The sequence below is a fragment of the Lentzea waywayandensis genome (assembly GCF_900115955.1).
GTDB classification, from domain to species: Bacteria; Actinomycetota; Actinomycetes; order Mycobacteriales; family Pseudonocardiaceae; genus Lentzea; species Lentzea waywayandensis.
This window is the reverse complement of the sequence record NZ_FOYL01000003.1, coordinates 559,470-581,349: the sequence shown is the minus strand read 5'-3', so window position 1 is coordinate 581,349 and position 21,880 is coordinate 559,470. Positions and strand designations below refer to the sequence as shown.

The following is a 21,880-nucleotide window of genomic DNA, read 5'->3' as shown; positions in this document are numbered from 1 at the left end:
TCTGAATTCAGCGGCCCGACTGCAACTCGAAGGGGCCCTCACACGTCAAAAGGACAACCGGCACAAGGAGAGCAGATGGTCATTTTCGGCTGGCGCACGACGATCGAGCAGCTGCGCATGCTGTCGCTGGTGTGCGGGCACTGCCACCAGCAGGCTGCGCACAACCTGTTCCGGCGCTACACGAAGCCGACGATCTTCTTCATCCCGCTGTTCACCATCAGCAGCAGGTACGGGTTGCAGTGCACCTTCTGCGGAGTCTCCTACGACATCAGCAAGATGCACGCCCATCAGCTGGTCTGACAGGCGGCACAACCGGGCGCGTACTCGTCGGTGGTGACGCGCCCGCACTCCGGGCAGATCAGCTCGAGAAGGCAGGCCGGTTCAGCCTCAGGGACACGAGCGAGGTCCAGACCCAGCCGATCGTCGCGACCACGTAGAGCAGCACCGTCCCGCCGGGGTTGCCCAGGAACGCCATCGGCACCACCAGGAGCACGCCCGTCAGGCCGCTCACCACCGCCAGCCATCCTCCGAGCCTACGCGCGAACACGAAGCACGCCCCGATCCAGCCGATCATCGCGAGCCCGAACGCGACCGCGTGCAGAGCGCCGTGCCAGGACAACGAGGCAGGTGGACCGTCCGGCGCTCCGGCGGGGAAGCCCATGGCCGGATCGGCGACGAACACCCCGCCGAGGATCATCCCCACCCCCATCAGGCCGATCAGCCGCGCTCCCCATTTCGTGTGCTTCGCCATGCCCGTCGCCGCGACCAGGAACAGAGCGCCGCTGACGATGAAGTTCGCGATCTGGATCCAGCCCAGCGAGCCGAGGCTGAGCATGCTGAACGGATGCCGCGAGAGGTCGAAGCCCTCGCGGGTGAACGCCTGGGCGTACCCGACGACGAGGTAGAGCGGACCGGCGACGACGCCACAGGCGGTGCGGGACATGGGTTCCTCCAGAGGTTCGGTGTGGCGAGAACGGAACCACCGACAACTTTTTTTGTCAAGACTAGTTGCGCTGTCTTGACGAAGAGAATCGTCGGGAGCAGGATGAGACCATCCACGAACCAGGACAGGGAGAACCGATGGGCCACGAGTTCACGAGCACCGACGACCTAGAGGTGCCTGCGTCAGTCGAGGACGTCTGGACGGCCATCGCGACGGGGCCGGGCATCGATTCGTGGTTCATGGGCCGCAACGAGGTCGCGAACGGCCAGGTCAAGATGGCCTTCGGCGGGTACGAGCCGACGAGCGGGATCACCGCGGACGAACCGGGGCGCCACTTCGCGTACGACAGCGGCAAGGCGCCCGACGGCCGCTTCATCGCCTACGAGTTCCTCGTCGAGGGCCGCGAGCACAGCGCCACCGTGCTGCGGATGGTGACGAGCGGCTTCCTGCCCGGCGACGACTGGGCCGACGAGTTCGAGGCGATGACGCTGGGCGGCGCGCTGTTCCGGCGCACGCTGCTCGAGTACCTGACGCACTTCCCCGGCCGCACGGCCCGTCCGCTCACGGTCTTCGGGCCGATGATCACCGACTGGGACGAGGCCTGGAAGAAGCTCGACGAGGCGATCACGACCAGGCTCCCGGACGCCGTCGAGTTCCACCGCAACGCTCACACTCTCGCGCTGCGCACCGACAAGGGCATGTATCGGTTCATGCGCGGGTTCTTCGGTCCGATCATCGCCGCGCACAACGTCTTCGAGGGCGACGAGTCCGAACAGGACTGGCAGGACTTCCTCGACACCACCTTGGGAGAGCAGAAATGACGCGCTTCACGACTTCCGCCGACGGCACCGAGGTCGCGTACTCGATCACCGGTTCCGGCCCCGCGCTGATCATCGTGGACGGCGCGATGTGCCACCGCATGTTCGGCCCGTCCACCGAGCTGGCCTCGGTGCTGGACAAGAACTTCACCGTCCACACGTACGACCGGCGCGGCCGCGGCGAGACCGGTGACGGCGCGACGCCGTGGTCGTTGGAGCGCGAGGTCGAGGACCTCGACGCCGTGATCAAGGAAGCCGGCGGCAGCGCGTTCGTCTTCGGCGTCTCGTCGGGCGCGGTGCTGGCTCTCGAAGCGGCGTCACGACTGCCCGGCATCTCGCGGCTCGCGATCTACGAGACGCCGTTCGTCGTGGACGACACGTACAAGCCTCGTCCCGCGGACATCGTGCGGCAGATGAACGACATGCTGGCCCGCGACGATCGTTCCGGCATGCTCTCGACGTTCATGAAGCTGGTCGGTGTACCCGGTTTCGGCCTCGCGATCATGAAGCTGACCCCGGTGTGGAAGAAGCTCAAGCCGGTCGCGCACACCCTGCCGTGGGACCTGATGATCCTCGGCGACGACGGCCGCGGTGCGAAGCTGCCGACCGACCGCTGGACGGTGAAGGTGCCGACCCTCGCGATGGACGGCGGCAAGAGCCCCGAGTACCTCCGCAACACGATGAAGAACGTCGCGGAAGTGCTCGGGGCGGACACGGAGTACCGGACGCTGCCCGGTCAGACGCACATGTACAAGTCGTCGGTCATGGCACCGGAGCTCGTGGAGTTCTTCTCGCGGGCCCAGCGCACCGCCGGTCCCATCGCGTAACCGGCCACGACGAACAGCCCGCCGACCGCGAGCCACCCGAGTGCTCCCCAGCCGAGCACGACGGTGGTGAGCAGGGCAGGGCCGACCATGCGCGCGACGGCCGTTCCGGTCGCGAAGAAGCCCTGGTACTGGCCCTGCCGGTCGGCGGGCGCGAGGGTGAAGCTGATCTCCCACGCGCCGGAGGCGAGCATCATCTCGCCGAGCACCTGCAGCGCGGCGGCCGCGATCAGCAGCGCCGTCACCGGCCAGGCGCCGAAGCTGAACGCCGTGGTGGCGAAGACCGCACAGGACGCGAGCATGATCAGCCCGGCGTGCTTCACGAGCTTCGAGGCTTCGAGGAGACCGGTGGCGCGCCGGGCGATCCGGACCTGGAACAGCACGACGGCCGCGGTGTTGAGGACCAGCAACGCGGCCGCGAGCCAGGTCGGCGCCTCGGTGCGCTGCACGATCCACAGCGGGATGATCAGGCTCAGCAGCGGCATGTAGAGCAGCATCACGGCGTTGATCAGCGTGATCAGCGCGTACGGGCGGTCCTTGAGGACGTCGAACTTGCCCTTCGCCCTGGTCATCACGGTCTCCGGCAACGTGCCCAGGACCACGGCGGCGACGACGAACGCGAGGACGTCGAGCACGAACACGGCCGTGTAGGCGGCCTCCGTGCCGAGGTGCAGCGCGAACCCGCCCGCTGCCGCGCCGATCGCGATGCCCGCGTTGGCCGTGGACTGGATCCGCGCACGCGCTCGGGTGCGTTCCTCCGGGGTGGTGAGGCCCGCGAGGAGTGCCTGCCTGGACGCCTGAAGGCCGCTCTGGAAGCTCGCGTACAGGCACATGACCAGCACGAACGCGGCGAAGTTCCGCGTGAACAGCAGGATCGCGATGCTCGTGGCGGTGGCTGCGGCGAGCACGACGGCCGTGGTGCGCGGGCCCAGGCGGTCGGCGAGATGTCCCAACCCGACGCCCGCGACGGCTCCGACGCCCCAGGCGAGGGTCAGCGCGAGGCCGACCCGCGCCGCGCTCAGGCCCACGATCTGAGTGAAGTAGAGGGCGGAGACGACGAGGAATCCGCCGTCGCCGATCGAGTTCGTCAGCTGTGCGTACGCGAGTCGCCTGGTCATGTCCTAGACCGTAGGGCGGTCATTGGCCCTAGTCGTGGGACAAGGACAAGCTGCGTTTCTGGGCCAATTTGTTCCCGGCCCAGGAGACCGCGAAAGCCAGCACGCCGAACACCACCGCGACGAACACGCAGGTCAGGAGCACTTCGCCGTAGCCGTTCTGACGCGGATCCATGAACGGGTAGGGGTACCAGCCCACGATCGGGCCCCTGACCAGCGTGTACACCAGGTAGGCGAGCGGGAACGACAGCCAGATCCACCACCGCCGGGTCTTCTCGGGCGCGAGCAGCCACTCCACGACCACGAGGATCGGGACGACGGTGTGCAGCACCCAGTTCGCGTAGGCGGGCGTCTGCACGTCGATGCCCCGCAGCAGCAGCCAGTACACGATTCCCGTTGTGCCCATGTAGAGCACGGCCGCGCCCCTGATCTGCGGCGACACCGGGCTGAACACGCCGAGCAACGCCACGACGGCCGCGAAGACGTTCGACAGCACCGTGAAGTAGCTGAAGTGGTTGGCCGGCTGGAACCTGTCGCCCAGCACGACCACCAGGTACACCTCTGCCGAAAGAACCAGCAGGAACACGGCCATCCGGAGCAGCTTGATCACGCACGCATTAGAACTCGGTTTCGTCAGGGGTGCATCCGGGCGCCCTTGAAGATCTTGTCGACGGCGTTCTTCTGACCGTGCACCGCGATGCCGACCAGGTCGAGGTCCTGGGTGTGCACCTTGCGGACGGCGGCCCGGTTGTCGTCGTCGTTACCGGTGGCGAACAGGTCGGCGGTGAAGATCGTCATGGCCTGGTTGCGGTTCAGGGCGCGTTCGTGGGCCTTCTTGAGCAGGTCCTGGTCGCCCTGCAAGACCACTACGGGCTGGCCGAACATCGGCAGGTAGTGCACGTCGTCGGCGTCGATGTAGGGCTCGCCGCGCAACGTCTCGGGCAGCCCGCTGACGAGGAAGGCGGTGACGTTCAGCGCCTGCCAGCCGGCCAGGTCGTCCCGCAGCAACACAGCGATCTTGGTGTCGAACATGGACTCCACGATCGCGGGCACCGGCGTTTGCCGTCTTGTACGTTTCTGACATGAGCGTCACGGCCTGGAAGCTGTGTTCGAAACGAGTGACCAGTACAGATGGGGCTTGAGCGGAGCTCGGCCTGGCGGCCGGCCATCGAGGGCGTGCGAGAGGTCTTCCACGCCTCCTTCACCACGCACGTCTACCCAGCGCACACGCATGACGCGTGGACGTTGATGGTGCTCGACACCGGGGCCGTGCGGTACGAACTGGACCGTCACGAGCACGGCGCACTCGTGGACGGCGTCACGCTGTTGCCGCCGCACGTGCCGCACGACGGCCGTTCCGCGTACCCGACCGGGTTCCACAAGCGAGTGCTGTACCTGGACGACTCGGTGCTGCCGTCCGACCTGATCGGCAAGGCCGTCGACACGCCGATGCTGCCCGATCCACTGCTGCGCCAACGAATCCACCAGCTGCACCTGACGCTGGACGAGCCGTTCGAGGCGGCGAGCAGGCTGGCGTTGATCACCGAACGCCTCACGCACCACTTCGCCGGCACCGCGCCCGTCGTGCACGCGGATCCGACGCTCGCCGACCGGTTGCGGCAGCTGCTGGACGCCTCCCTTCCGGACGGGATGACCCTGAACGCGGCCGCGCGGGAGTTGCAGACCAGCCCGACCCACCTGGTGCGGGCGTTCAGCCGCCGGTTCGGGCTGCCGCCGCACCGCTATCTGACCGGGCGCCGAGTGGATCTCGCCCGCGGCTATCTGGTCGAGGGACGGCCCGCGGCGGAGGTGGCGGTGCTGGCGGGGTTCCACGACCAGTCGCATCTCACGCGGCACTTTCGCCGTGTGCTGGGTACGAGTCCCGGGCGCTTCGTACGCTGACACCGTGCACATCGGCATCCTCGGGCCAGTTGAAGCGCACTCTCCCGACGGCAAGATCGCGGTAGGTGGCCCACGGCCGCGCACTCTGCTGGCGCTGCTGGCCGTCCGGGTGGGGGAAATCGTCCCGCTCGACCGTCTGGTCGACGAGCTCTACGGCTCCGAGCCGCCGACGGATGCCGCGAACGCCTTGCAGGGTCAGGTCTCGCGCCTGCGCCGGGCGCTCGGTGACACGTCGCTGATCGAGTTCCACCCCGCCGGGTATCGCCTGGCACTGCCCGCCTCCCAGGTCGACGCGCATCGGTTCGTCGCGCTGGCGACGGATGGCCGGCGGGCGTTGGAGCAGGGCGACTCGCAGGCGGCCGAATCCCTGTTGTCCGAGGCACTTCAGCTCTGGCGTGGTCCCGCGCTCGCCGACGTTCCGCTGGCAGACCACGCGACCCGCTTGGAAGAGCAACGCTCCGCCGCCGCGGGCTCGCTGATCGCCGCACGGATCCGGCTCGGCAAGGCCGACGTTCAGGAGATCCAGGACCAGGTGCGGCAGAGCCCGTTGGACGAACGCCTGCGCGGCTACCTGATGCAGGCGCTGAACCAGCAGGGCCGTCAAGCCGAGGCGTTGCAGGCGTTCGAGGACGCGCGCGCCGTGCTGGCCGACGAGCTGGGCACCGATCCGTCCCCCGAACTGCGTGCCGTGCACCTCCAGGTCCTGCGCGGCCAGACCCACCGCGAGCTGCCCGCCCAGCTGACGAACTTCGTCGGCAGGCAGGAAGAACTCTCGCGGATCGCCGCACTGTCCGCCCGTCTCGTCACCCTCACCGGACCCGGTGGCGCGGGCAAGACCAGGCTCGCGCTCCAGGCCGCCGGTCCCGGGGCGATCTTCGTGGACCTGGCACCGGCCAAGGACGTCGCGGCGGCGACCCTGCAGGCGTTGGGGCTCAAGGAAACCGTGCTGGAGCCGGAAGACCGCCTGACGCTGGCCCTGCGCGAGCGCGACACGTTGCTGATCCTGGACAACTGCGAGCACCTGATCGTCCAGGCCGCCCAGCTGGCCGGGCATCTGCTCAGCACGTGCCCGTCGTTGCGCATCCTCGCCACGAGCCGGGAGGCGCTCGGCATCACCGGCGAGACGCTGTGCCCGGTGCCGCCGCTGAACCCCGAGCAGAGCGTGGCGCTGTTCGCCGACCGCGCCCGCCTGGTCAACCCCGCGTTCGTGCGCGACCAGCACACCATCGACATCTGCCGGGAACTGGACGGCCTGCCGTTGGCGATCGAACTGGCCGCGGCGCGCACCCGCACGCTGACCACCGAGGAGATCGCCGACCGCCTGAACGACCGCTTCCGCCTGCTCACCAAGGGAAACCGTGCCGCCGCACCCCGGCACCAGACCCTGCGCGCGGTCGTCGAGTGGTCCTGGGACCTGCTGTCCGAGGACGAACGCGACCTGGCCGCGTGCCTGGCGACGTTCAGCGGCGGGGCGACCCTGGAGGCCGTCGAGGAGGTCGGCCGGCACGACATCGAGGTGCTGGACGCGTTGGTGGACAAGTCCTTGGTGGAGGCCGCCGACGGCCGTTACCGGATGCTGGAGACCATCCGCGAGTTCTGCTCGCAGCACAAGCGCGTCGACGCCGAGCACGCCGCGTACTTCCAGGAGCTGGCCCGCAGCGCGGATCCCGAGCTGCGCCAACGGGATCAGGTGCGGTGGTTCACCCGGCTGAGGGCAGAGCACGCGAACCTGATGCAGGCCCTCGAGTGGACCACCGAACACTCACCGGCCGAGGCCCTGCGGCTCATCAGCGCCCTCGCCTGGTACTGGTACCTGAAGGGCAGCCGCACGGAGATCCAGGGCACGGCCAGGAAACTCCTCGACCGGGTGCCGGAGGAGTCCACAGAGGAGTACGTGATCCTGCTGGCGCTGGCCGCTCCACAGCTCGTGCAGGACAAGCTGCGCGAGCTGACCGGCCCGATCAGACAGCCGTTCGTGCTCATCGCCTGGGCCATGCTCACGGGCCCGCCCGACCCCACGGCCCCGCGCACCCCGTTGCAGGACGAGGTCGAGCGCAGCGAGGACCCGTGGATCCAGGGCCTGATCGCCTTCAGCAACGCCTACACCGGCTGGACGCTGAACCACGACCGCGCGGAGGCGCTCCGGCAGGCCCGCGCGGCGCTGCGACGTTTCCAGGAGCTCGGCGAACGGTGGGGTTCGGCCCAGGTCCTGGACGTGCTGGCCACCCTCACCGAGGACCCCCGCGAAGCCCTCGCCCTGACCGACCAGGCTCTGCACGCCGTCGCCGAACTGGGTGCCGTCGAGGAACTGGCCGAGCTGCGGGCCCGCCGAGCCGACCGGCTGCTCGACCTCGACGACGACGAGGCCGAACGCGACTACCTCCAGGCGTTGGAGATGGCGGCGCAGGCAGGGCTGTCCGCCACCCGAGCGCTCGCGAACGCGGGTCTCGCCAAGATCGCCCAACGCAGGGGCGATCCCGCACGTGCCGAGGAGCTCCTGCTGGAGGCCCAGCAGGAGCTCGGGTTCGGGTGGATGCACACGGCCGCCAAGCAACACGTGGACGAGGCGCTCAGCGAACTGTGGCGTACTCGGGGAGCGTGATCGCGGTGGCCGCCCGGAGATCCATCCGCGCGAACATCGGCATCTTCGGCAGCAGCGCGAACATCCGGTCCCGCACCCACATCCCGAGCCTGCTGCCGGGCGCGAGGAACGGCCCCGGATTGCCCTGGCTGCCGCGGGCGTACGGCCCGATCAGCGCCTCGTACCGGGCGAAGGCGTCACCTCCCGCCGCCATCTCCCCCGCGAGGACGTAGGCGGAGACGACCGCGAGCCCGGTTCCCATGCCGCCCAACGTGGATCCGTATCCGGCGTCGCCGATCAAGGTGACCCGCCCGGAACTCACCGTCGGCATTCGCACCTGGCTGATGGAGTCGAAGTAGACGCCCTTCGCCACCACCTCGTCCGGCATCAGGTCGGGAGGGACCGGCGACTTGTACATCAGCCACCCCGGCGAGGTCAGCACGCCCGGTGAGCAGGTCAGGTCCCGGTCGTCGCCCTCCGCGTCCCAGATCGCGAAGTAGTAGCCCTGGAACTTCGGCCGGTACTGCGGGAAGACCAGCCGCCGCACGCCGGACCTCATCCCGTCCGCGCCGATCACGAAGTCGAACCGTCTTGGCGCCCCGTGCGCGAACGTCACGTCCACGCCGTCACCGTCATCGTGCAGTGACGTGATCCAGTCGCCGAACACGTACTCCACGTCGGAAGCGGTCAGTTCGTACAACAGGCGCGACAGGTCGCCGCGGAGGATCTCCACGTCCCCGGCGGTGAACGAGGCGGGCAGCCGTGCCCGCTCACGTCCGTCGACGCCGCGGAACACCATGTCGCGCGGCGTGGTCTGTGCGGCCAGCACCGCGTCGAGCACGCCCATCCGCCTGAGCACGGACAGGTGCGCCTCGCCGCGGAAGTCCACCGCCTGGCCACCGTCACGCAGCGACGGCGCCCGCTCCACCACCACCACCGGGGAGAAACCGAAGTGCCTCAGCCAGTGCGCGAGAGCGGGCCCGGCGATTCCCGCTCCCGAGATCAGTACGTCCATGCTCGGGATGCAACGCCGGTCCGCTGACCGAACGCTGCCGATCCGCTGACGGCCGGGCCGGTCCTAGGCTCCGCCGATGATCTTCAGCATCTGCGCGATCTGGCCCTGCCGGGAGGTGACCACGCGTTCGGCGTAGGCCGTCGTCTCCGGGTTCATGCCGTCCTTCTTCTCGGTGAGGGCCATCTCCACGCCCGCTCCCTGATGCCCGGCCATCAGGTTGAGGAAGAGCTGGTCGAACTCCGCTCCGCTCTTGTCCTTGGTCTCGTTGATGACCTTGTCGTCGAGCAGCGGCTGACCGCCGTGGGCGGTGTGCAGGTTGGCGCCGTCGCCCTCCGGCTTGTTCCAGAGCTTCAGCCACGACTTGAGCATCGTGAGCTCCTCGCGCTGGGTCACGTCGATCGCGCCCGCGAGGTCCTTCGCCTCCTTGCTGGTCGCCTTCGCCAGCCCCACCTGCGAGAGGCTGACGCCGAGTTGCAGGTGGTCCACCATCATCTGCACGAACGTCACGTCCGCGTCGTTGAACCTCGCACTGGCACCCGGAACGGGTGGTGCGGCGGAGGACGCGCCGTGCCCGTGAGCCTCTTGGCCCGCCGGCACGACCGCCTCTCCGCCGCACCCCGCCAGCGCCAGGATCGCGACCGCGATCACCAGGCGCTTCATCGGATCAGATCTTCTCCCACAGGGCCGCCACGTTCGGCGGTTCCCAGCCGGTCAGCGAGGTGTGCGCCTGACGGCACCGGTAGGTCGAACCGCCGTAGGTGACGGTCTGCCCGGTCGCGTACGACGTGTTCGCCGCCCACGTACCACCGGCGGGCGGGGGCGTCGTGGTGCTGCTGGTCGTCGTGGTGGGCGGAGGAGTGGTCGTCGTGGTGGTGGGCGGCGGAGTCGTGCCGCCACCGTTGATGTTGAGGTCGATGCACGAGTAGAACGCGTTCACCGTGTCGCCGATGTTCCAGATGGCGAACAGCTTCTGGCGACCGGAGAACCCGCCGAGGTTGATCGTGTGCGTGGTCGGGTTGTTCGGCTGCTGGTTGTTGCCGGCGACGTAACCGACGCGCGTGCCACCGATGAAGTACTCGTAGTCGCGCGTGGCGTGGCGAGCGGTGAAGGTCCAGGTCAGAGACAGGGTCTGACCGGTGTTGGTGACCTTCCAGGGCAGGCCGTCGTTGTCGAGAGGGCCGAAGTCCTTGTTGCCGCCGCTGCAGTTCCTCAGGCCCTTGGGGCCCTCGGCACTCTGCGGCTCGTACTTCGCCTGACCGCAGAGGTCGACGGAGATGTCTCCCCTGGCGCACTGCGCCGAACGGCTGGCCGGCGACGACACGTAGCCGTGCGCGCTGGCCGAACCGACCGGTGTGATGAGCACGATGGCGGGGACAGCAGCCATGAGAAGGGCTGCTTTACGCATGAGTTTCATTCGTCCGAACTCCTTGGATCGTTCCCAAACGGGGTGGACCCGTAGGCAGGGGGCGGGAACCGGGAGCGCTCTGGATGTCGCTCACCGATCCAGTTTCGGTCTGTGGTCTAGACCATAAACCGGCTTTCGGAAAGTGGTCAAGCAATCACCGGACACGAAAGAAAAACCGCTACCTGCCAACAAGTCCACGCGAGCAGGTGGTCCTGACTCGGCCATTCGGGTCACAGGACCGGACCAGTCAGCTCACTGGTACGAACTCCCGTTCACTGGGTAACCCGGTGACATGCGCGAATTCGACGAGCCCAGCAGGGCGGCCGGTCCCGGCGTCGTCGCCGACGGACCCGTCGGCGCCCCCACGGTCCTCGTGATCGATCCAGCCGGAGAAGCCGTCCACAACGAGATCCCCGCGACCTGGCGACCGCTGACCGAGTACCTGCGAATCGCGTGGCTGCGGGTTCCCGCCGCACCGAGCTGGAAGTCCACAGTGGACACAGTGCTGACCAGGCACCGCGACGACACCAGGGCCGTGCTGGACGTGGTCGCCAGCGGACCGATCGCGGCGGACGTCATCGAACTGGTGGCCGCCCACTCGGACCTCGTGCGCTCGGTCCTGCTGGTCGACCCCGAGGTCGCCGTGGACGTGCCGTTCGCGCACGTCATCCACCACACGAACGACACTCCGGCGCCGCTTACGCTGGGCCACCCCGACGTGGTCCAGGGCGTGCTGACAGCGCTCGAACTGCATCGAACCACTTAGGTTGCGAAACTTTCGCTGAACCGGACACTTCGGCCACCCGTATCCCTCGTCAGGGAACCGCGAGACGGGAGGCTTCATGCGAGCGCGTCTGCTCATCATCGTGCTGGGACTGCTTGCGCTGACGGGCTGTTCATCGGTCGGCGGCAGCAGCCCAGGCGAACCAGCGGCCAACGAGGCGGACGCGACGTTCTCGTTGCAGATGATCCCGCACCACCACCAGACGATCGAGATCGCCAAGGTTGCCATGCAGAAGTCCAAGGACGACTTCGTGATCAACGTGGCGGACAAGATCGCCAACGCCGAGACCGGCGAGATCGAGCAGATGGCCACCTACCTGCGCAGCTGGAACATCCAGGTGCCCGGTAACGACGCCAACGCCACGCACAAGATGGCGGGCATGATGACCGTCAAGGACGTCGAGGCGCTCAAGGCCGCCACCGGCAAGCAGTACGACGACCTCTTCCTCGCGACCCTCTCCCGCCACCTCCGCAGTGGCGTGGACATGGCGAAGACCGCCCAGGCCAAGGGCGAGCACATCGGCTCGAAGGCGCTGGCCGGGAAGATCATCGTGTCGCAGACCGAGGTGCTGGACCAGATCGCCGCCAAGCAGAAGTCCTGACACCGCAACAGGACGAGCGCGCCACACACACGTCCGCAGCCGTAAAGGCAGTGGGCGTGTCGGCGTATCCGCAATACCCTCGCCCCCATGTATCCACAGGTGGAGCCCTACGCCCAGGGCATGCTTGACGTAGGAGACGGCCAGCTCGTCCACTGGGAGGCCAGCGGCAATCCCGCCGGCAAACCGGCGTGCGTGTTCCACGGCGGCCCAGGATCCGGCTCGCATCCCCGCTGGCGCGAGGACTTCGATCCGGATCACTGGAACCTGATCCTGTGGGACCAGCGCGGCTCCGGCAGGAGCACCCCGTCGGTCGCGGACCCGGCGACCAGCATGGAGCACAACACCACCCAGCACCTGATCGACGACGCCGAGAAGCTCCGCGAACACCTGAAGATCGAGAAGTGGTTGCTGGCCGGCGGTTCCTGGGGTTCGACCCTGATCCTCGCCTACGCCATCCAGCACCCGAGCAGGGTCAGCGAGATCATCATCCCGGCGGTGACCACCTCCCGCCCCGAAGAGCACGCGTGGATCACCCGCGGCCTCGGCATGTTCTTCCCCGACTACTTCGACGCGTTCCGCGACGGCGTCCCGGAAGAGGACCGCGACGGCAACCTGGCCCTGGCCTACAACAGGCTCCTCAACTCACCGGACCCGGCGGTCAGGGAGAAGGCAGCCTGGGACTGGAGCAAGTGGGACCTGTCCACGATCACCGGCGGCGACAACGACTTCGAGGGCACGAGGTACGCCGACCCCGTCACGCGCTACCGCCTCGCGCGGACCGTGACCCACTACTGGGGCAACGAGGCGTTCCTCGAGCCGAACCACGTCTTCGACAACCTGGACAGGCTCAAGGGCATCCCCGGTGTGCTCATCCACGGCCGCAACGACTTCGGCGGACCGCTGCACACCGCGTGGGAGGTGGCGAAGAGGTGGCCCGACGCCGAACTGGTCATCCTGAACGACGCCGGCCACGTCATCATGGAGGGCAACAGCATGGACAAGGCCATCACCGCCGCCATCGAGAAGTTCCGCTAGGGCGCGACGGGTCCGGACCGGTAGAGGTCCTCACCGGCCCACCGGATCCGATCCTGGAACCCGAATCCCGGTGCCGCGACGAAGTTCGCGGCGTCGTCCACCGAGCCCGACCCGTCGTACTTGGCGCGCAACGGATACGGGAACACCGGACGGGTGCGCACGACGTTGCCCTCCTGGTCACGCCCCTCGGCGATGATCCGGGTCGGCGCCTGGCCGCCTTCGACCCACGACACGAGCGCGCGGAACGGGTCGAAGCCGGTCAGGGTGTCGCCGCCGTCGCAGTGCCACATCGACGGCACGACGAACAGCCTTGCCCAGGAAGGGTTCCTGCCGCCGGTCAGGCGCTGCCAGTAGTCGAGCGTGCCCTCGAACGGGATGCCCTGATCTCCGGCACCGTGCCAGATGATCAGCTTGCCCCCGGCCCGCTGGAACGCTCGCAGGTCCAGCGAAAGCGCGTTCGCCTTCACGGTCTCGGGCACCACGCGCCGGAACTCGCGCACGGTGAACTCGAAGGACTCCAGCGACGAGTGCGGCTTGCCGATCGGGTAGACGAGGTGCTTCAGGCCGTTGTCCGCGAGCTCGGCGGCGATGCCCCTGCCCAGGCCCGGTGACGGGTTGAGCCAGAACGTCCACGAGATCTCCGAGCCGTACGGCTGGCCACCGGGGTAGAGCCGGACGCCGTGATCGGACGGGCCCGCGTAGAGGCGACGGACGCGGGCGATCTCGTCGTCGGTCAGCTGACCGGACAGCGTTCCGGGATCGAACCCGCACAGCCGCGGGTCGTCGATCTGCCCGTCCACCAGGCCGTCCAGGCCGTCACAGGCGTTCATCACCGCGGCGTGCAGCACGAACAGCTTGTCGTTCGGGATGGTGTTGCGCGCGATCCACGCCTGGTAGCCGATCAGCCCGCTGTAGTGGGCGGCCGGCGCGGCCGCGATGATTCCGTCGAAGTCGCGCGGGTAGCGCTGGGCCAGCAGCAGGCCCTCGCGGCCGCCGTTGGAGCAACCGCTGAAGTACGACTTCACCGGTGCCTTGCCGTAGAACACCGAAATGATGTGCTTGGACACCTTCGACAACGCGTGTGGCGCGCGGAAGAAGTAGTCGTCGCGGGCCTTCTGGTCGCTGATCGCCCAGGTGGTGTCGAACGGGTTCTCCGGCGAGGCCTGGTGACCGTCGTCCGTGGCCGCCACCGCGGCGTCACCGAAGGCGGGACCGCAGCCGGACGGAAAGGCCGGATCGCCGATGGCTCCACAGAATCCGCCACATCCGTACTGGAGGTAGCGGCCCTGGTAGCCGCGGGTCGGCAGCTTCAGCTGGAAGCCGACGTTCGGTTCGATCGTGCCGCGCACATCGCAGAACTCCGTGGTGCCGGTGACAACTGCCGCCGACGTGACCCGAGTGCGGGCGTCCGGCACGTCGAACGAGCGCACCAGATCGGCGCACGAACGCACCGGCCGCGTTCCGGTGACGGCGGCGGCGGGAGCGATCCCCGCCGCGACCGTTCCCAGAACGATGAGTGGTACCAACAACTTTCGGAACATGGCGTCCTTCCCCCTGTAGTCGGACGTACAGAGGGAGTCTTCCAGCTAACCGACGTGCACGCGTGGCCGTCGAGTCGGATCCGATTCAGCCGAGCGGATGATCTCCCGTACGACCGGAGGCGTATCGCCGCGGCCGAGGATCAGGTAGCGGAAGAGGTGCCCCAGCGGGTTGCCCTCCGACCACTCGAAGTGCGCGTGCGGGATCACGCCGGTCGAGTCGCGCAACGCCAGCAGGATCGCCGCGATCGCGTTCGGCGCGGCGGGAGCGGAGGCGCGCAGGACGCGGTGACCGTCGATCTCGATGCCGGTCACGCACAACACGTGGCTGAACGCCGACGGGTCGACGATGTCGATCTCCAGGAAGATCACGTCCGCCGTGCCCGGCACCGGGTTGATCCCGCGCTGTTCGGCCTCTTTCTCGTCGTACTCGGACTTGTCACCGGCCTGGCGGCGGTTCGCGATCAACGTGATGCGCCCGTCGTTCTCGATCGTGTCGGTGACGAACCTCCGCGCGTCGTCGTCGAACTTGATCTTGTCGACGCGCAGCTCCGTCGTGCGGGAGATCCGCGACACCAGCGAGATCACCACGATGCCGAGGATGAAGCCGAACGAGATGGTGATGCCGTCCGGCTTCTCGATCACGTTCTCCACCAACGCGTACAGCAGCACCAGCGTCAGCACGGTGAAGCCGATCCCCGCGCCCCGCTGCCTCTTGCGCCACGCGGACACCGTCACCGCGAACGATCCGGAGACCATCATCGCCAGGATTCCGGTGGCGTAGGCACCGGCCTGCGCGTTCACGTCGGCCTTGAAGATGATCGTGATGATGATGCAGATGAGCGTGTAGACGATCACGACGGGACGGACGGCGCGTCCCCATTCCGGCGCCATGCCGTAGGAAGGCAGGTAGCGCGGCACGATGTTGATCAGACCGGCCATCGCCGAGGCACCAGCGAACCACAGGATCAGGATGCTGCTGATGTCGTAGACCGTGCCGAACGCCTCGCCGAGCAGCTCGTGCGCGAGGTAGGCCAGCGCACGGCCGTTCGCGGGCCCACCGGCCGCGAACTTCTCCTGCGGCACCAGCACGGTGGTGATGAACGACGTCGCGACCAGGTACACCGACATGATCAACGCGGCGGTCGTCAGCAGCTTGCGGGTGTTGCGCACCCGGCTCTCCAGGCGTTCCTCCGGCGTCTTCCCGTCCGCCGCGACCAGCGGCATCATGCTCACGCCGGTCTCGAACCCGGACAGACCGAGCACCAGCAGCGGAAACGCCAGAATCGCCGGGCCGATGACGCCGAAGAACCCGTCACCGTACGAGCCCAGAGCCGAGATCCAGCGATCAAGGGCGTCCGGCGTCGCGAAGACGTCCACGAGGCCCACCACGGCCACGACGGCGTTCAGCGCGAGGAACACCACCACCAACGGGATCGCGACGCCCACGGCCTCGCTGAAGCCCATCAGGAACACGCCGCCGAGGATCAGCAGCAGCACGATCGTCAGCCAGAGCTCGGCGCCGTGCAGAGACTCCGGCACGTACGGGTTCTCCAGCGCGTGCACCGAGGCGTCGGCCGCGGACAGCGTGATCGTGATGATCCACGACGTCGCCACGAACCCCAGCAGCACCAGCACGAAGACCTTGCCGCGCCAGAACGGCAGCAGGTCCTCCAGCATCGCCACGGAGCCCTGGCCGTTCGGACTCTCCCGCGCCACCCGCCGGTACATCGGCAGCATGCCGAGCAGCGTCAGGGCCACGATGAGCAGCGTCGCCAGCGGGGACAACGCGCCGGCGGCCAGAGCGGCGATGCCGGGCAGGTACGACAGCGTGGAGAAGTAGTCGACGCCGGTGAGCGTCATGACCTTCCACCACGCGTGCGGCTTGGCGTGCGACTCCTGGCTCTCCGGACCGGACGGCGCCACGCGGTCCGCGAGCAGCCACCTGCCCAGAGGGCCGCCGGGCGGTGCCGGCCGTTCCGGGCTGGGGACCTCGGCGGGGATGGCGAACTCCGTGCTCATGGCGCAGAGCATGCCACTGTCAGATGATCAAGGCCTGAACTCGGCCGGAAAACCAGCCTCCTGAACGGACAATCCGGACGGACGCAACATTCCGATGCTGCCCTGCGTGTGCAGATCGAGGAACATGTCCACGACGTCCGGATCGAACTGCTCGCCCCGTCCGGCCCAGAGTTCCCGCCGCGCCCGGTTCTCGTCCAGCGCGGTTTGATGTGGACGATTCGACCGCATCGCGGCCCACGCCACGCAGACGGACAGGATCCTTGCTTCCGCACGGATGTCCGCGCCGCGCAGCCCGTCCGGGTAGCCGGTGCCGTCGTAGCGTTCGTGCTGCTGCCTGATCACGTGCGCCACGCCCGCGAACCCCGGCACCATCCGCGCGAGCCGGTAGCCGAAGTCGGGGTGCTGGCGCAGCAACCGCCATTCCTCTTCGGACAGAGCGCCGGGCTTGGTCAGCACGACCTCGGGGATGATGACCTTGCCGATGTCGTGCAGGCGACCGGCGAGCTGCGCGACCCTCGTCGTCGGCGCGTCGAGTCCGAACTCCCCCGCCGCCACACCGGCCCAGCGCGACACCGAACGGCTGTGGTCGTAGCGGTGCAGCCAGCCGTCCACCCTGTCCGCGACCTGGCAGAGGAACTCCGCCATCGCGCCGTCGGTGTCCGGGTCGACCGCGGGCAACGGCTCGGGGCCGACCGCGATCCTGTTGCGTCCGGCCGCTTTCGCCGCGTACAGAGCGCGGTCCGCGATGACCACGATGTCGTCGGGACCGTCGCCGTGCGTCGGAAAGCTCGCCGAGCCGACCGAGACCGTGACGGACAGCGGGATGTCGTCGTTGCCCGCGTTGACCGGGATCGGCTTCTCCGCCACGCGTTCGCGCAACCGGTTCGCGATCACGGACAACCGGCCGGGACCGGCTTCCGGGACGAGCAGCGCGAATTCCTCGCCACCGTAACGAGCGAGGACTTCACCGGATCGGGAAGCCGCGCGCAGCCGTGCCGCGACCTCCATCAGCACGTCGTCGCCTGCGGGATGGCCGTAGTTGTCGTTGATGGACTTGAAGCGGTCGACGTCGATGATGAACACCGCGACGGATCCGTCGTTGCGCCGCGCGCGGGAGATCTCCAACGGCAGCTGGGCTTCGAAGAACCTGCGCGTGTGCAGGCCGGTGAGGCTGTCGGTGATCGCGAGTTTGCGCTGGTCCGCGACGAGCCCCGCGAGCCTCGCGATGATGAGCAACGACAGCAGCGCGCTGCCCGCGGCGATCACCAGGACGTCCTGCGACGACTGGCCGACGTCGTGCACCAGCATCAGCACCGGCGCGGCGAGAGCGGCCGAGCACAGCGCGATGATCCGGCCGCGGCTCAGGCCGACGTCCTTGACGTGCGCGCGGTCGACGAGCCGCGCCATCGTCGGGTGCAACGCCGCCGCGCCCATGCACAGGTTCGCCGACAACCAGATGGCGTCGAGGAAGTTGCCCGCGTGGTAGCTGCCGTCCAGGCGCTGGAGCACGTAGATCGTGTCCGCGGTCAGGATGCCCAGCAGGTTGGCCGTCAGCAGGACGAACGCGCGCGGCCTGGGTCCTGCCCCGAAGATCAGTCGCAGCGCCACCACGAACAGCGCCAGGTCCATCATCGGGTAGCCGAGCGAGGCGATCTTCACCAGGACCGGTGAGGTGAGACGGGCCTGCGGGCCGATCACGTAGAGCCACGACGCCATGCCCGCGACGACCGCGAGAACGGCGGCGTCGAGCAGGCTCGGCAGGTCGAGTCCGGGGGTGCGGCGGCGGATCAGCAGGATCACACCCGCGACCATCAACGGGTAATGGCCCAGGTAGAAGATGTCCGCGTACGACGGGTAAACCGTGTACTCGAAGATGTAGTGCGATGCGTAGAACGTGAGGTCGGCGATCGCGTAAACGACCTGGCTGAGTGCGAGGAACACCCATGGCCGCCGCCATTGGGGGCGGTTGCGCTTGACACCGGCGAATGTCGCGATGGCGGCCGACGCGCTGATCGTGCAGTAGAGCACCACCCGTACCGTTTGCCCCGTTGTCCCCGCGGGACTGACCGGAATCAGGTAGTAGACGCCCAGCAGCAGGTGACCCGCCACCAGGTACATCCACCACGCCCCGGTGTGGCCGGTACGGAAGATGGTCACACGAGACCCCTCGTTCTACGACTTTGGTCGAGCCACGTGATGATGCCCGACTTGGGATGATCGCGGCACCGTCGTTACTCCAATGAGGTGACCCACTAATACGACGCTACCGCAAATCACGGTTGTGCTTTCCGCGTTGATCTCGGGTGTCGCCGATCCGTACCCGCGGGTGGTCCCCGATCGATTTTCGCACGACTTTTCCCTGCTTGGCCGTGATTCGCGCACCTTGTGCCACCGATATTTCCGACCTGTTGGTCGGTAAGCAGGTTCCACCCGACCTTCGTCGTTGACCGTTGCTCGTTGTGGAGGCGTGAGAGCGGCGATCAACGGACTATCGTGAGAACCGTGGACGACGTTCGGTTCGGGGTGCTTGGGCCGCTGCTCGTCACACACGGGCAGCGAAACGTCCGCATTCCCGCTGGCCAGCCACAGCAGGTCCTGGTGCTGCTGCTCCTGCACACCGGTCAGACCGTCAGCGTCGACCACCTCATGTCGATCCTCTGGGACGGCGATCCGCCCGCCAGCGCGCGCAAGGCCGTGCAGGTGCACGTCTCGCAGCTCAGGAGGGCGCTGAAGGACCTCCCCGGGGTGTCGCTGGAGTGGTCGCGGCAGGGCTATCGGCTCGACGTCCCCGATCGTTCGCTCGACCTCCAGCTCTTCCGCGACGCCCAGGACCCCGACGAGGCGCTGGCGCACTGGCGCGGACCGGCGCTGGCCGAGCTGACCACGAACACCCAGCTCGCGAACCAGCTCGAGGAGGAACGGCTCGGGGCGGTCGAGCGCCGGGTCGACAAGGCGATCAGGAACGGCCGGCACCACGAGATCATCGGAGAGCTGAGCAGGTACGTCACCGAACACCCGACCAGGGAACGGCTGCGCGGCGCGTTGATGGTGGCCCTGCACCGCGGCGGACGGCAGGCGGACGCGCTCAGGACGTACGACGAGGGCCGCCGGCTCCTGGCCGAGGAGCTCGGGCTCGATCCCGGCCAGGAGCTCAAGGACCTGCACGCCGCGATCCTCCAGGGCGACATCCCCTCCGTGCCGCGCGAACTGCCCGCCACCCCCGACCCGTTCGTGGGGCGCCGTGCGGAGATCGAGCTGATCACAGGTGCTTCCGACACCGTGATCGCCGTGCACGGGCCGGGCGGGCAGGGCAAGAGCGCGCTCGCCACCGCCGCCGCGCACGCGATGGCCGAACGTTTCCCGGACGGACAGCTGTACGTGGACCTGCACGGCGCCACACCGGGCCGTTCGCCGCTCTCCCCCGCCGAGGTGATCAGGCGGTTCCTGCGCGCTTTGGGCACCCCTCCGCTGGCCGTGCCGACGGACACCTCCGAGGCCGCCGCGCTGTACCGGTCGACGCTGGCCAGGCGCAAAGTGCTGGTGCTGCTGGACAACGCGGTGGACGCCGCGCAGGTCGGCCCGCTGCTACCCGGCGAACCGGGTTCCGCCGTGCTGATCACCAGCCGCCGGATGCTGGCCACGCTGAGCGCCCGGCACGTCCGGCTCGACCCGTTGCCGCCAGACGACGCGGTGCGGTTGCTGGGCGACGACGGCCCGGCCGCGGAACAGGTCGCGAAGGCCTGCGACTACCTGCCGCTGGCCCTCACGATCGCGGCAGCGCGGCTGCGGTCGCGGCCGGACTGGACGACCGCGACGCTGGCGAAACGGCTCGCGGACCAGCGTCATCGGCTGGACGAGCTGAACTTCGACGACCTCGGCGTGCGGTCGAGCTTCCACCTGAGCTTCGAGGGCCTCAACGCCGTCTCGACCAGGGCGTTCACCCTGTTGTGCTGCCTGAACGTGCCTACCGTCAGCGAGCCGGTGGCCCAGGCGCTGCTCGGGCAGGACGACGTGGACCGCGCGCTGGATCCGTTGGTGGACGCCAAACTCGTGGAGCCGTGCGGGCCGGAGCAGTACCGGGTGCACGACCTGCTGCGGTTGTTCGGCGCCGAGCACGTGAACGACGAGAAGCACGACGCTCTCGCCCGTGCGCTCACGCACTACCGCGAAACACTGGCCGCGGCGTTGAAGAAGCTGCGGCCGCACGCTTATGGCGCGCTGACGTACTCCGCCGCCGGGGACATCGACGAGCCGTTGCGGTGGCTGACCGACGAGGCCGAGAACCTGCTGGCGGCAGCACGTTCCGCGGTGGCCGAACCGGTGCTGGCCGACCACGCGCTGGCGATCGCGCACATGCTCTACCCGCATCTGTTCAAACAGGACAGGGTCGCGGACCTCGTCGAACTGGGCCAGATCGCGGACCAGGCGGCCCGCACGATCGGCAGCTCGGCCGCGTTGCAGACGGCGCTTCTGGTGCGGTCGGCCGCGAATCGCAGGATCGGCTCGTTCGAGACCGCCCGCGCGCAGCTGGAGGAGGTGCTGGAGGCGCGCGCCGACGACCCGTTCGGACAGGGCCGCGCGCTCGCCGGGATCGGCACGATCCAGCGCGAGCTGGGTGAGCTGGAGCAGGCCTCGCAGACCCTCGCGCAGGCGATCGAACTCACCGAGGAGTACGGACCTGCTGGCGCGCAACGGGTTCCGTTGTCCGCACTGGCCCAGGTGCACCAGGTGGCCGGACGGTACGAGCAGGCGCTGGACACCGCCGTGCAGAGCCTCCAGTACGCCCGTGAGCACGTGGACGAGGCCGGAACGGCCTACGCGCTGGCGTCGCAGGGGCAGGCGCTGTTCAAGCTCGGGCGGCTGGACGAGGCCGAGGCCGCGTTGAGCGAGTGCATCGGCCTGTGCCGGGTGACGGGTGAGCACAACGACGAGTGGCAGGCGTTGCTGTGCCGCGCGGAAGTGCTGCTGGCCGCGGGGAGGCCCGCACCGGCCACAAAGGACGCCGAACGCTGTCTGGAGATCACGAGTGCTCGCGGCGACCGTTACGGCGAGGGCGTCGCACGTCTCGTGCTCGCCAAGGCAGGGCTGGAAAGGCACGCGGACCGGGCGGCCGAACTGCTCGGCACACCCGGTCTGCGTCGGGACAACCTGTTGGACAGCCTGATCAGCTAGCTGGTCAGTCGCCATAGGGGTTCTGCATCGAGACGTGGACGTGGTCGTAGTGACCACCCGTCACGCCGCCACCGGCGGTGTAGGTGCGCCAGCCCTCGGACTTCAACCCTGCCTTGAGGTTGGCG

At 68.4% G+C, this 21,880-nt stretch carries 19 protein-coding genes; 9 read left to right on the top strand and 10 right to left on the bottom strand.

The genetic code is table 11. The features are described 5' to 3' along the window. Positions 1 to 75 precede the first annotated feature (75 nt). Positions 76 to 300, top strand: a complete 225-nt coding sequence (locus BM417_RS13445; RefSeq protein ID WP_093592431.1) for a zinc-ribbon domain-containing protein — start codon at positions 76 to 78, stop codon at positions 298 to 300. A 58-nt stretch (positions 301 to 358) separates the two neighbouring features. Here the strand turns inward: BM417_RS13445 and BM417_RS13440 are convergent, their stop codons facing one another. Further along, positions 359 to 943 carry a DUF998 domain-containing protein gene (locus tag BM417_RS13440; RefSeq protein WP_093592428.1) on the bottom strand — a complete coding sequence of 195 codons (585 nt, stop codon included), beginning with the start codon at positions 941 to 943 and terminating at the stop codon, positions 359 to 361. A 137-nt stretch (positions 944 to 1,080) separates the two neighbouring features. Between BM417_RS13440 and BM417_RS13435 the strand changes: the two genes are divergently transcribed. Next, positions 1,081 to 1,764: an SRPBCC family protein gene (locus BM417_RS13435; protein ID WP_093592425.1), complete on the top strand. Its 684-nt coding sequence runs from the start codon at positions 1,081 to 1,083 to the stop codon at positions 1,762 to 1,764. After that, positions 1,761 to 2,588: an alpha/beta fold hydrolase gene (locus BM417_RS13430; protein WP_093592422.1), complete on the top strand. Its 828-nt coding sequence runs from the start codon at positions 1,761 to 1,763 to the stop codon at positions 2,586 to 2,588. The genes BM417_RS13435 and BM417_RS13430 overlap by 4 nt, the downstream gene beginning before the upstream one ends. On the opposite strand, the gene BM417_RS13425 is transcribed toward BM417_RS13430, so the two are convergent. The 3 genes from BM417_RS13425 to BM417_RS13415 are packed head-to-tail and all read right to left on the bottom strand — an operon-like array spanning position 2,498 to position 4,732. Further along, positions 2,498 to 3,703, bottom strand: a complete 1,206-nt coding sequence (locus tag BM417_RS13425; protein WP_093592419.1) for an MFS transporter — start codon at positions 3,701 to 3,703, stop codon at positions 2,498 to 2,500. The genes BM417_RS13430 and BM417_RS13425 overlap by 91 nt on opposite strands. 28 nt (positions 3,704 to 3,731) lie before the next feature. Continuing rightward, entirely contained in the window at positions 3,732 to 4,310 is a 579-nt protein-coding gene (locus BM417_RS13420; protein WP_218164460.1) for a Pr6Pr family membrane protein, read from the bottom strand. Between the two features lie 23 nt (positions 4,311 to 4,333). After that, entirely contained in the window at positions 4,334 to 4,732 is a 399-nt protein-coding gene (locus tag BM417_RS13415) for a DUF2000 domain-containing protein (RefSeq protein WP_093593696.1), read from the bottom strand. A 99-nt stretch (positions 4,733 to 4,831) separates the two neighbouring features. Between BM417_RS13415 and BM417_RS13410 the strand changes: the two genes are divergently transcribed. Continuing rightward, positions 4,832 to 5,602, top strand: a complete 771-nt coding sequence (locus BM417_RS13410) for an AraC family transcriptional regulator (RefSeq protein WP_093592416.1) — start codon at positions 4,832 to 4,834, stop codon at positions 5,600 to 5,602. Positions 5,603 to 5,606: 4 nt separating this feature from the next. Continuing rightward, on the top strand, positions 5,607 to 8,204 hold the full coding sequence (locus BM417_RS13405) for a BTAD domain-containing putative transcriptional regulator (protein WP_143138632.1): 2,598 nt from the start codon (positions 5,607 to 5,609) through the stop codon (positions 8,202 to 8,204). On the opposite strand, the gene BM417_RS13400 is transcribed toward BM417_RS13405, so the two are convergent. The 3 genes from BM417_RS13400 to BM417_RS13390 form a co-directional block, all read right to left on the bottom strand. Further along, a complete protein-coding gene (locus BM417_RS13400; RefSeq protein ID WP_093592410.1) occupies positions 8,173 to 9,198 on the bottom strand; it encodes an FAD-dependent monooxygenase in 1,026 nt (341 codons plus the stop codon). The two genes, BM417_RS13405 and BM417_RS13400, sit on opposite strands and share 32 nt — an antisense overlap. Before the next feature lie 63 nt (positions 9,199 to 9,261). Beyond that, positions 9,262 to 9,858: a DUF305 domain-containing protein gene (locus BM417_RS13395; protein ID WP_093592407.1), complete on the bottom strand. Its 597-nt coding sequence runs from the start codon at positions 9,856 to 9,858 to the stop codon at positions 9,262 to 9,264. Positions 9,859 to 9,862: 4 nt separating this feature from the next. Then, a complete protein-coding gene (locus BM417_RS13390) occupies positions 9,863 to 10,582 on the bottom strand; it encodes a lytic polysaccharide monooxygenase (RefSeq protein ID WP_245821901.1) in 720 nt (239 codons plus the stop codon). A gap of 313 nt (positions 10,583 to 10,895) precedes the next feature. Between BM417_RS13390 and BM417_RS47725 the strand changes: the two genes are divergently transcribed. From BM417_RS47725 to pip, 3 genes are all read left to right on the top strand, one after another. Further along, the gene (locus BM417_RS47725) at positions 10,896 to 11,369 is read left to right on the top strand and encodes a hypothetical protein (RefSeq protein ID WP_093592401.1); all 474 of its coding nucleotides are present in this window, start codon (positions 10,896 to 10,898) and stop codon (positions 11,367 to 11,369) included. A 76-nt stretch (positions 11,370 to 11,445) separates the two neighbouring features. Beyond that, positions 11,446 to 11,988, top strand: a complete 543-nt coding sequence (locus tag BM417_RS13380) for a DUF305 domain-containing protein (RefSeq protein ID WP_093592398.1) — start codon at positions 11,446 to 11,448, stop codon at positions 11,986 to 11,988. An 87-nt stretch (positions 11,989 to 12,075) separates the two neighbouring features. Beyond that, positions 12,076 to 13,023 (top strand): prolyl aminopeptidase, encoded by a 948-nt coding sequence (gene pip, locus BM417_RS13375; RefSeq protein WP_093592395.1) that lies wholly within the window; start codon positions 12,076 to 12,078, stop codon positions 13,021 to 13,023. Here the strand turns inward: pip and BM417_RS13370 are convergent. From BM417_RS13370 to BM417_RS13360, 3 genes are read right to left on the bottom strand one after another with little or no spacing between them, the layout of a single operon-like run. After that, complete coding sequence (locus BM417_RS13370) at positions 13,020 to 14,552, bottom strand: tannase/feruloyl esterase family alpha/beta hydrolase (protein ID WP_322788953.1); 1,533 nt, start codon at positions 14,550 to 14,552, stop codon at positions 13,020 to 13,022. The genes pip and BM417_RS13370 overlap by 4 nt on opposite strands. A gap of 57 nt (positions 14,553 to 14,609) precedes the next feature. Next, on the bottom strand, positions 14,610 to 16,583 hold the full coding sequence (locus BM417_RS13365) for an APC family permease (RefSeq protein WP_093592390.1): 1,974 nt from the start codon (positions 16,581 to 16,583) through the stop codon (positions 14,610 to 14,612). Positions 16,584 to 16,610: 27 nt separating this feature from the next. After that, positions 16,611 to 18,740 carry a bifunctional diguanylate cyclase/phosphohydrolase gene (locus BM417_RS13360; protein WP_245821900.1) on the bottom strand — a complete coding sequence of 710 codons (2,130 nt, stop codon included), beginning with the start codon at positions 18,738 to 18,740 and terminating at the stop codon, positions 16,611 to 16,613. Between the two features lie 345 nt (positions 18,741 to 19,085). On the opposite strand from BM417_RS13360, the gene BM417_RS13355 reads away from it, so the two are divergent. Then, the gene (locus BM417_RS13355; RefSeq protein ID WP_177320411.1) at positions 19,086 to 21,755 is read left to right on the top strand and encodes an AfsR/SARP family transcriptional regulator; all 2,670 of its coding nucleotides are present in this window, start codon (positions 19,086 to 19,088) and stop codon (positions 21,753 to 21,755) included. The last annotated feature ends 125 nt before the right edge of the window (positions 21,756 to 21,880 follow it).

What these genes read in the sequence shown, in the direction of transcription:
- BM417_RS13445 (WP_093592431.1), top strand. Translation starts at nt 76, where the DNA reads ATGGTCATTTTCGGCTGGCGCACGACGATCGAGCAGCTGCGCATGCTG.
- BM417_RS13395 (WP_093592407.1), bottom strand. Translation starts at nt 9,858, where the DNA reads ATGAAGCGCCTGGTGATCGCGGTCGCGATCCTGGCGCTGGCGGGGTGC.
- BM417_RS13410 (WP_093592416.1), top strand. Translation starts at nt 4,832, where the DNA reads ATGGGGCTTGAGCGGAGCTCGGCCTGGCGGCCGGCCATCGAGGGCGTG.
- BM417_RS13430 (WP_093592422.1), top strand. Translation starts at nt 1,761, where the DNA reads ATGACGCGCTTCACGACTTCCGCCGACGGCACCGAGGTCGCGTACTCG.
- BM417_RS13390 (WP_245821901.1), bottom strand. Translation starts at nt 10,582, where the DNA reads ATGGCTGCTGTCCCCGCCATCGTGCTCATCACACCGGTCGGTTCGGCC.
- BM417_RS13400 (WP_093592410.1), bottom strand. Translation starts at nt 9,198, where the DNA reads ATGGACGTACTGATCTCGGGAGCGGGAATCGCCGGGCCCGCTCTCGCG.
- BM417_RS13365 (WP_093592390.1), bottom strand. Translation starts at nt 16,583, where the DNA reads ATGAGCACGGAGTTCGCCATCCCCGCCGAGGTCCCCAGCCCGGAACGG.
- BM417_RS13425 (WP_093592419.1), bottom strand. Translation starts at nt 3,703, where the DNA reads ATGACCAGGCGACTCGCGTACGCACAGCTGACGAACTCGATCGGCGAC.
- BM417_RS47725 (WP_093592401.1), top strand. Translation starts at nt 10,896, where the DNA reads ATGCGCGAATTCGACGAGCCCAGCAGGGCGGCCGGTCCCGGCGTCGTC.
- BM417_RS13380 (WP_093592398.1), top strand. Translation starts at nt 11,446, where the DNA reads ATGCGAGCGCGTCTGCTCATCATCGTGCTGGGACTGCTTGCGCTGACG.
- BM417_RS13440 (WP_093592428.1), bottom strand. Translation starts at nt 943, where the DNA reads ATGTCCCGCACCGCCTGTGGCGTCGTCGCCGGTCCGCTCTACCTCGTC.
- pip (WP_093592395.1), top strand. Translation starts at nt 12,076, where the DNA reads ATGTATCCACAGGTGGAGCCCTACGCCCAGGGCATGCTTGACGTAGGA.
- BM417_RS13435 (WP_093592425.1), top strand. Translation starts at nt 1,081, where the DNA reads ATGGGCCACGAGTTCACGAGCACCGACGACCTAGAGGTGCCTGCGTCA.
- BM417_RS13415 (WP_093593696.1), bottom strand. Translation starts at nt 4,732, where the DNA reads ATGTTCGACACCAAGATCGCTGTGTTGCTGCGGGACGACCTGGCCGGC.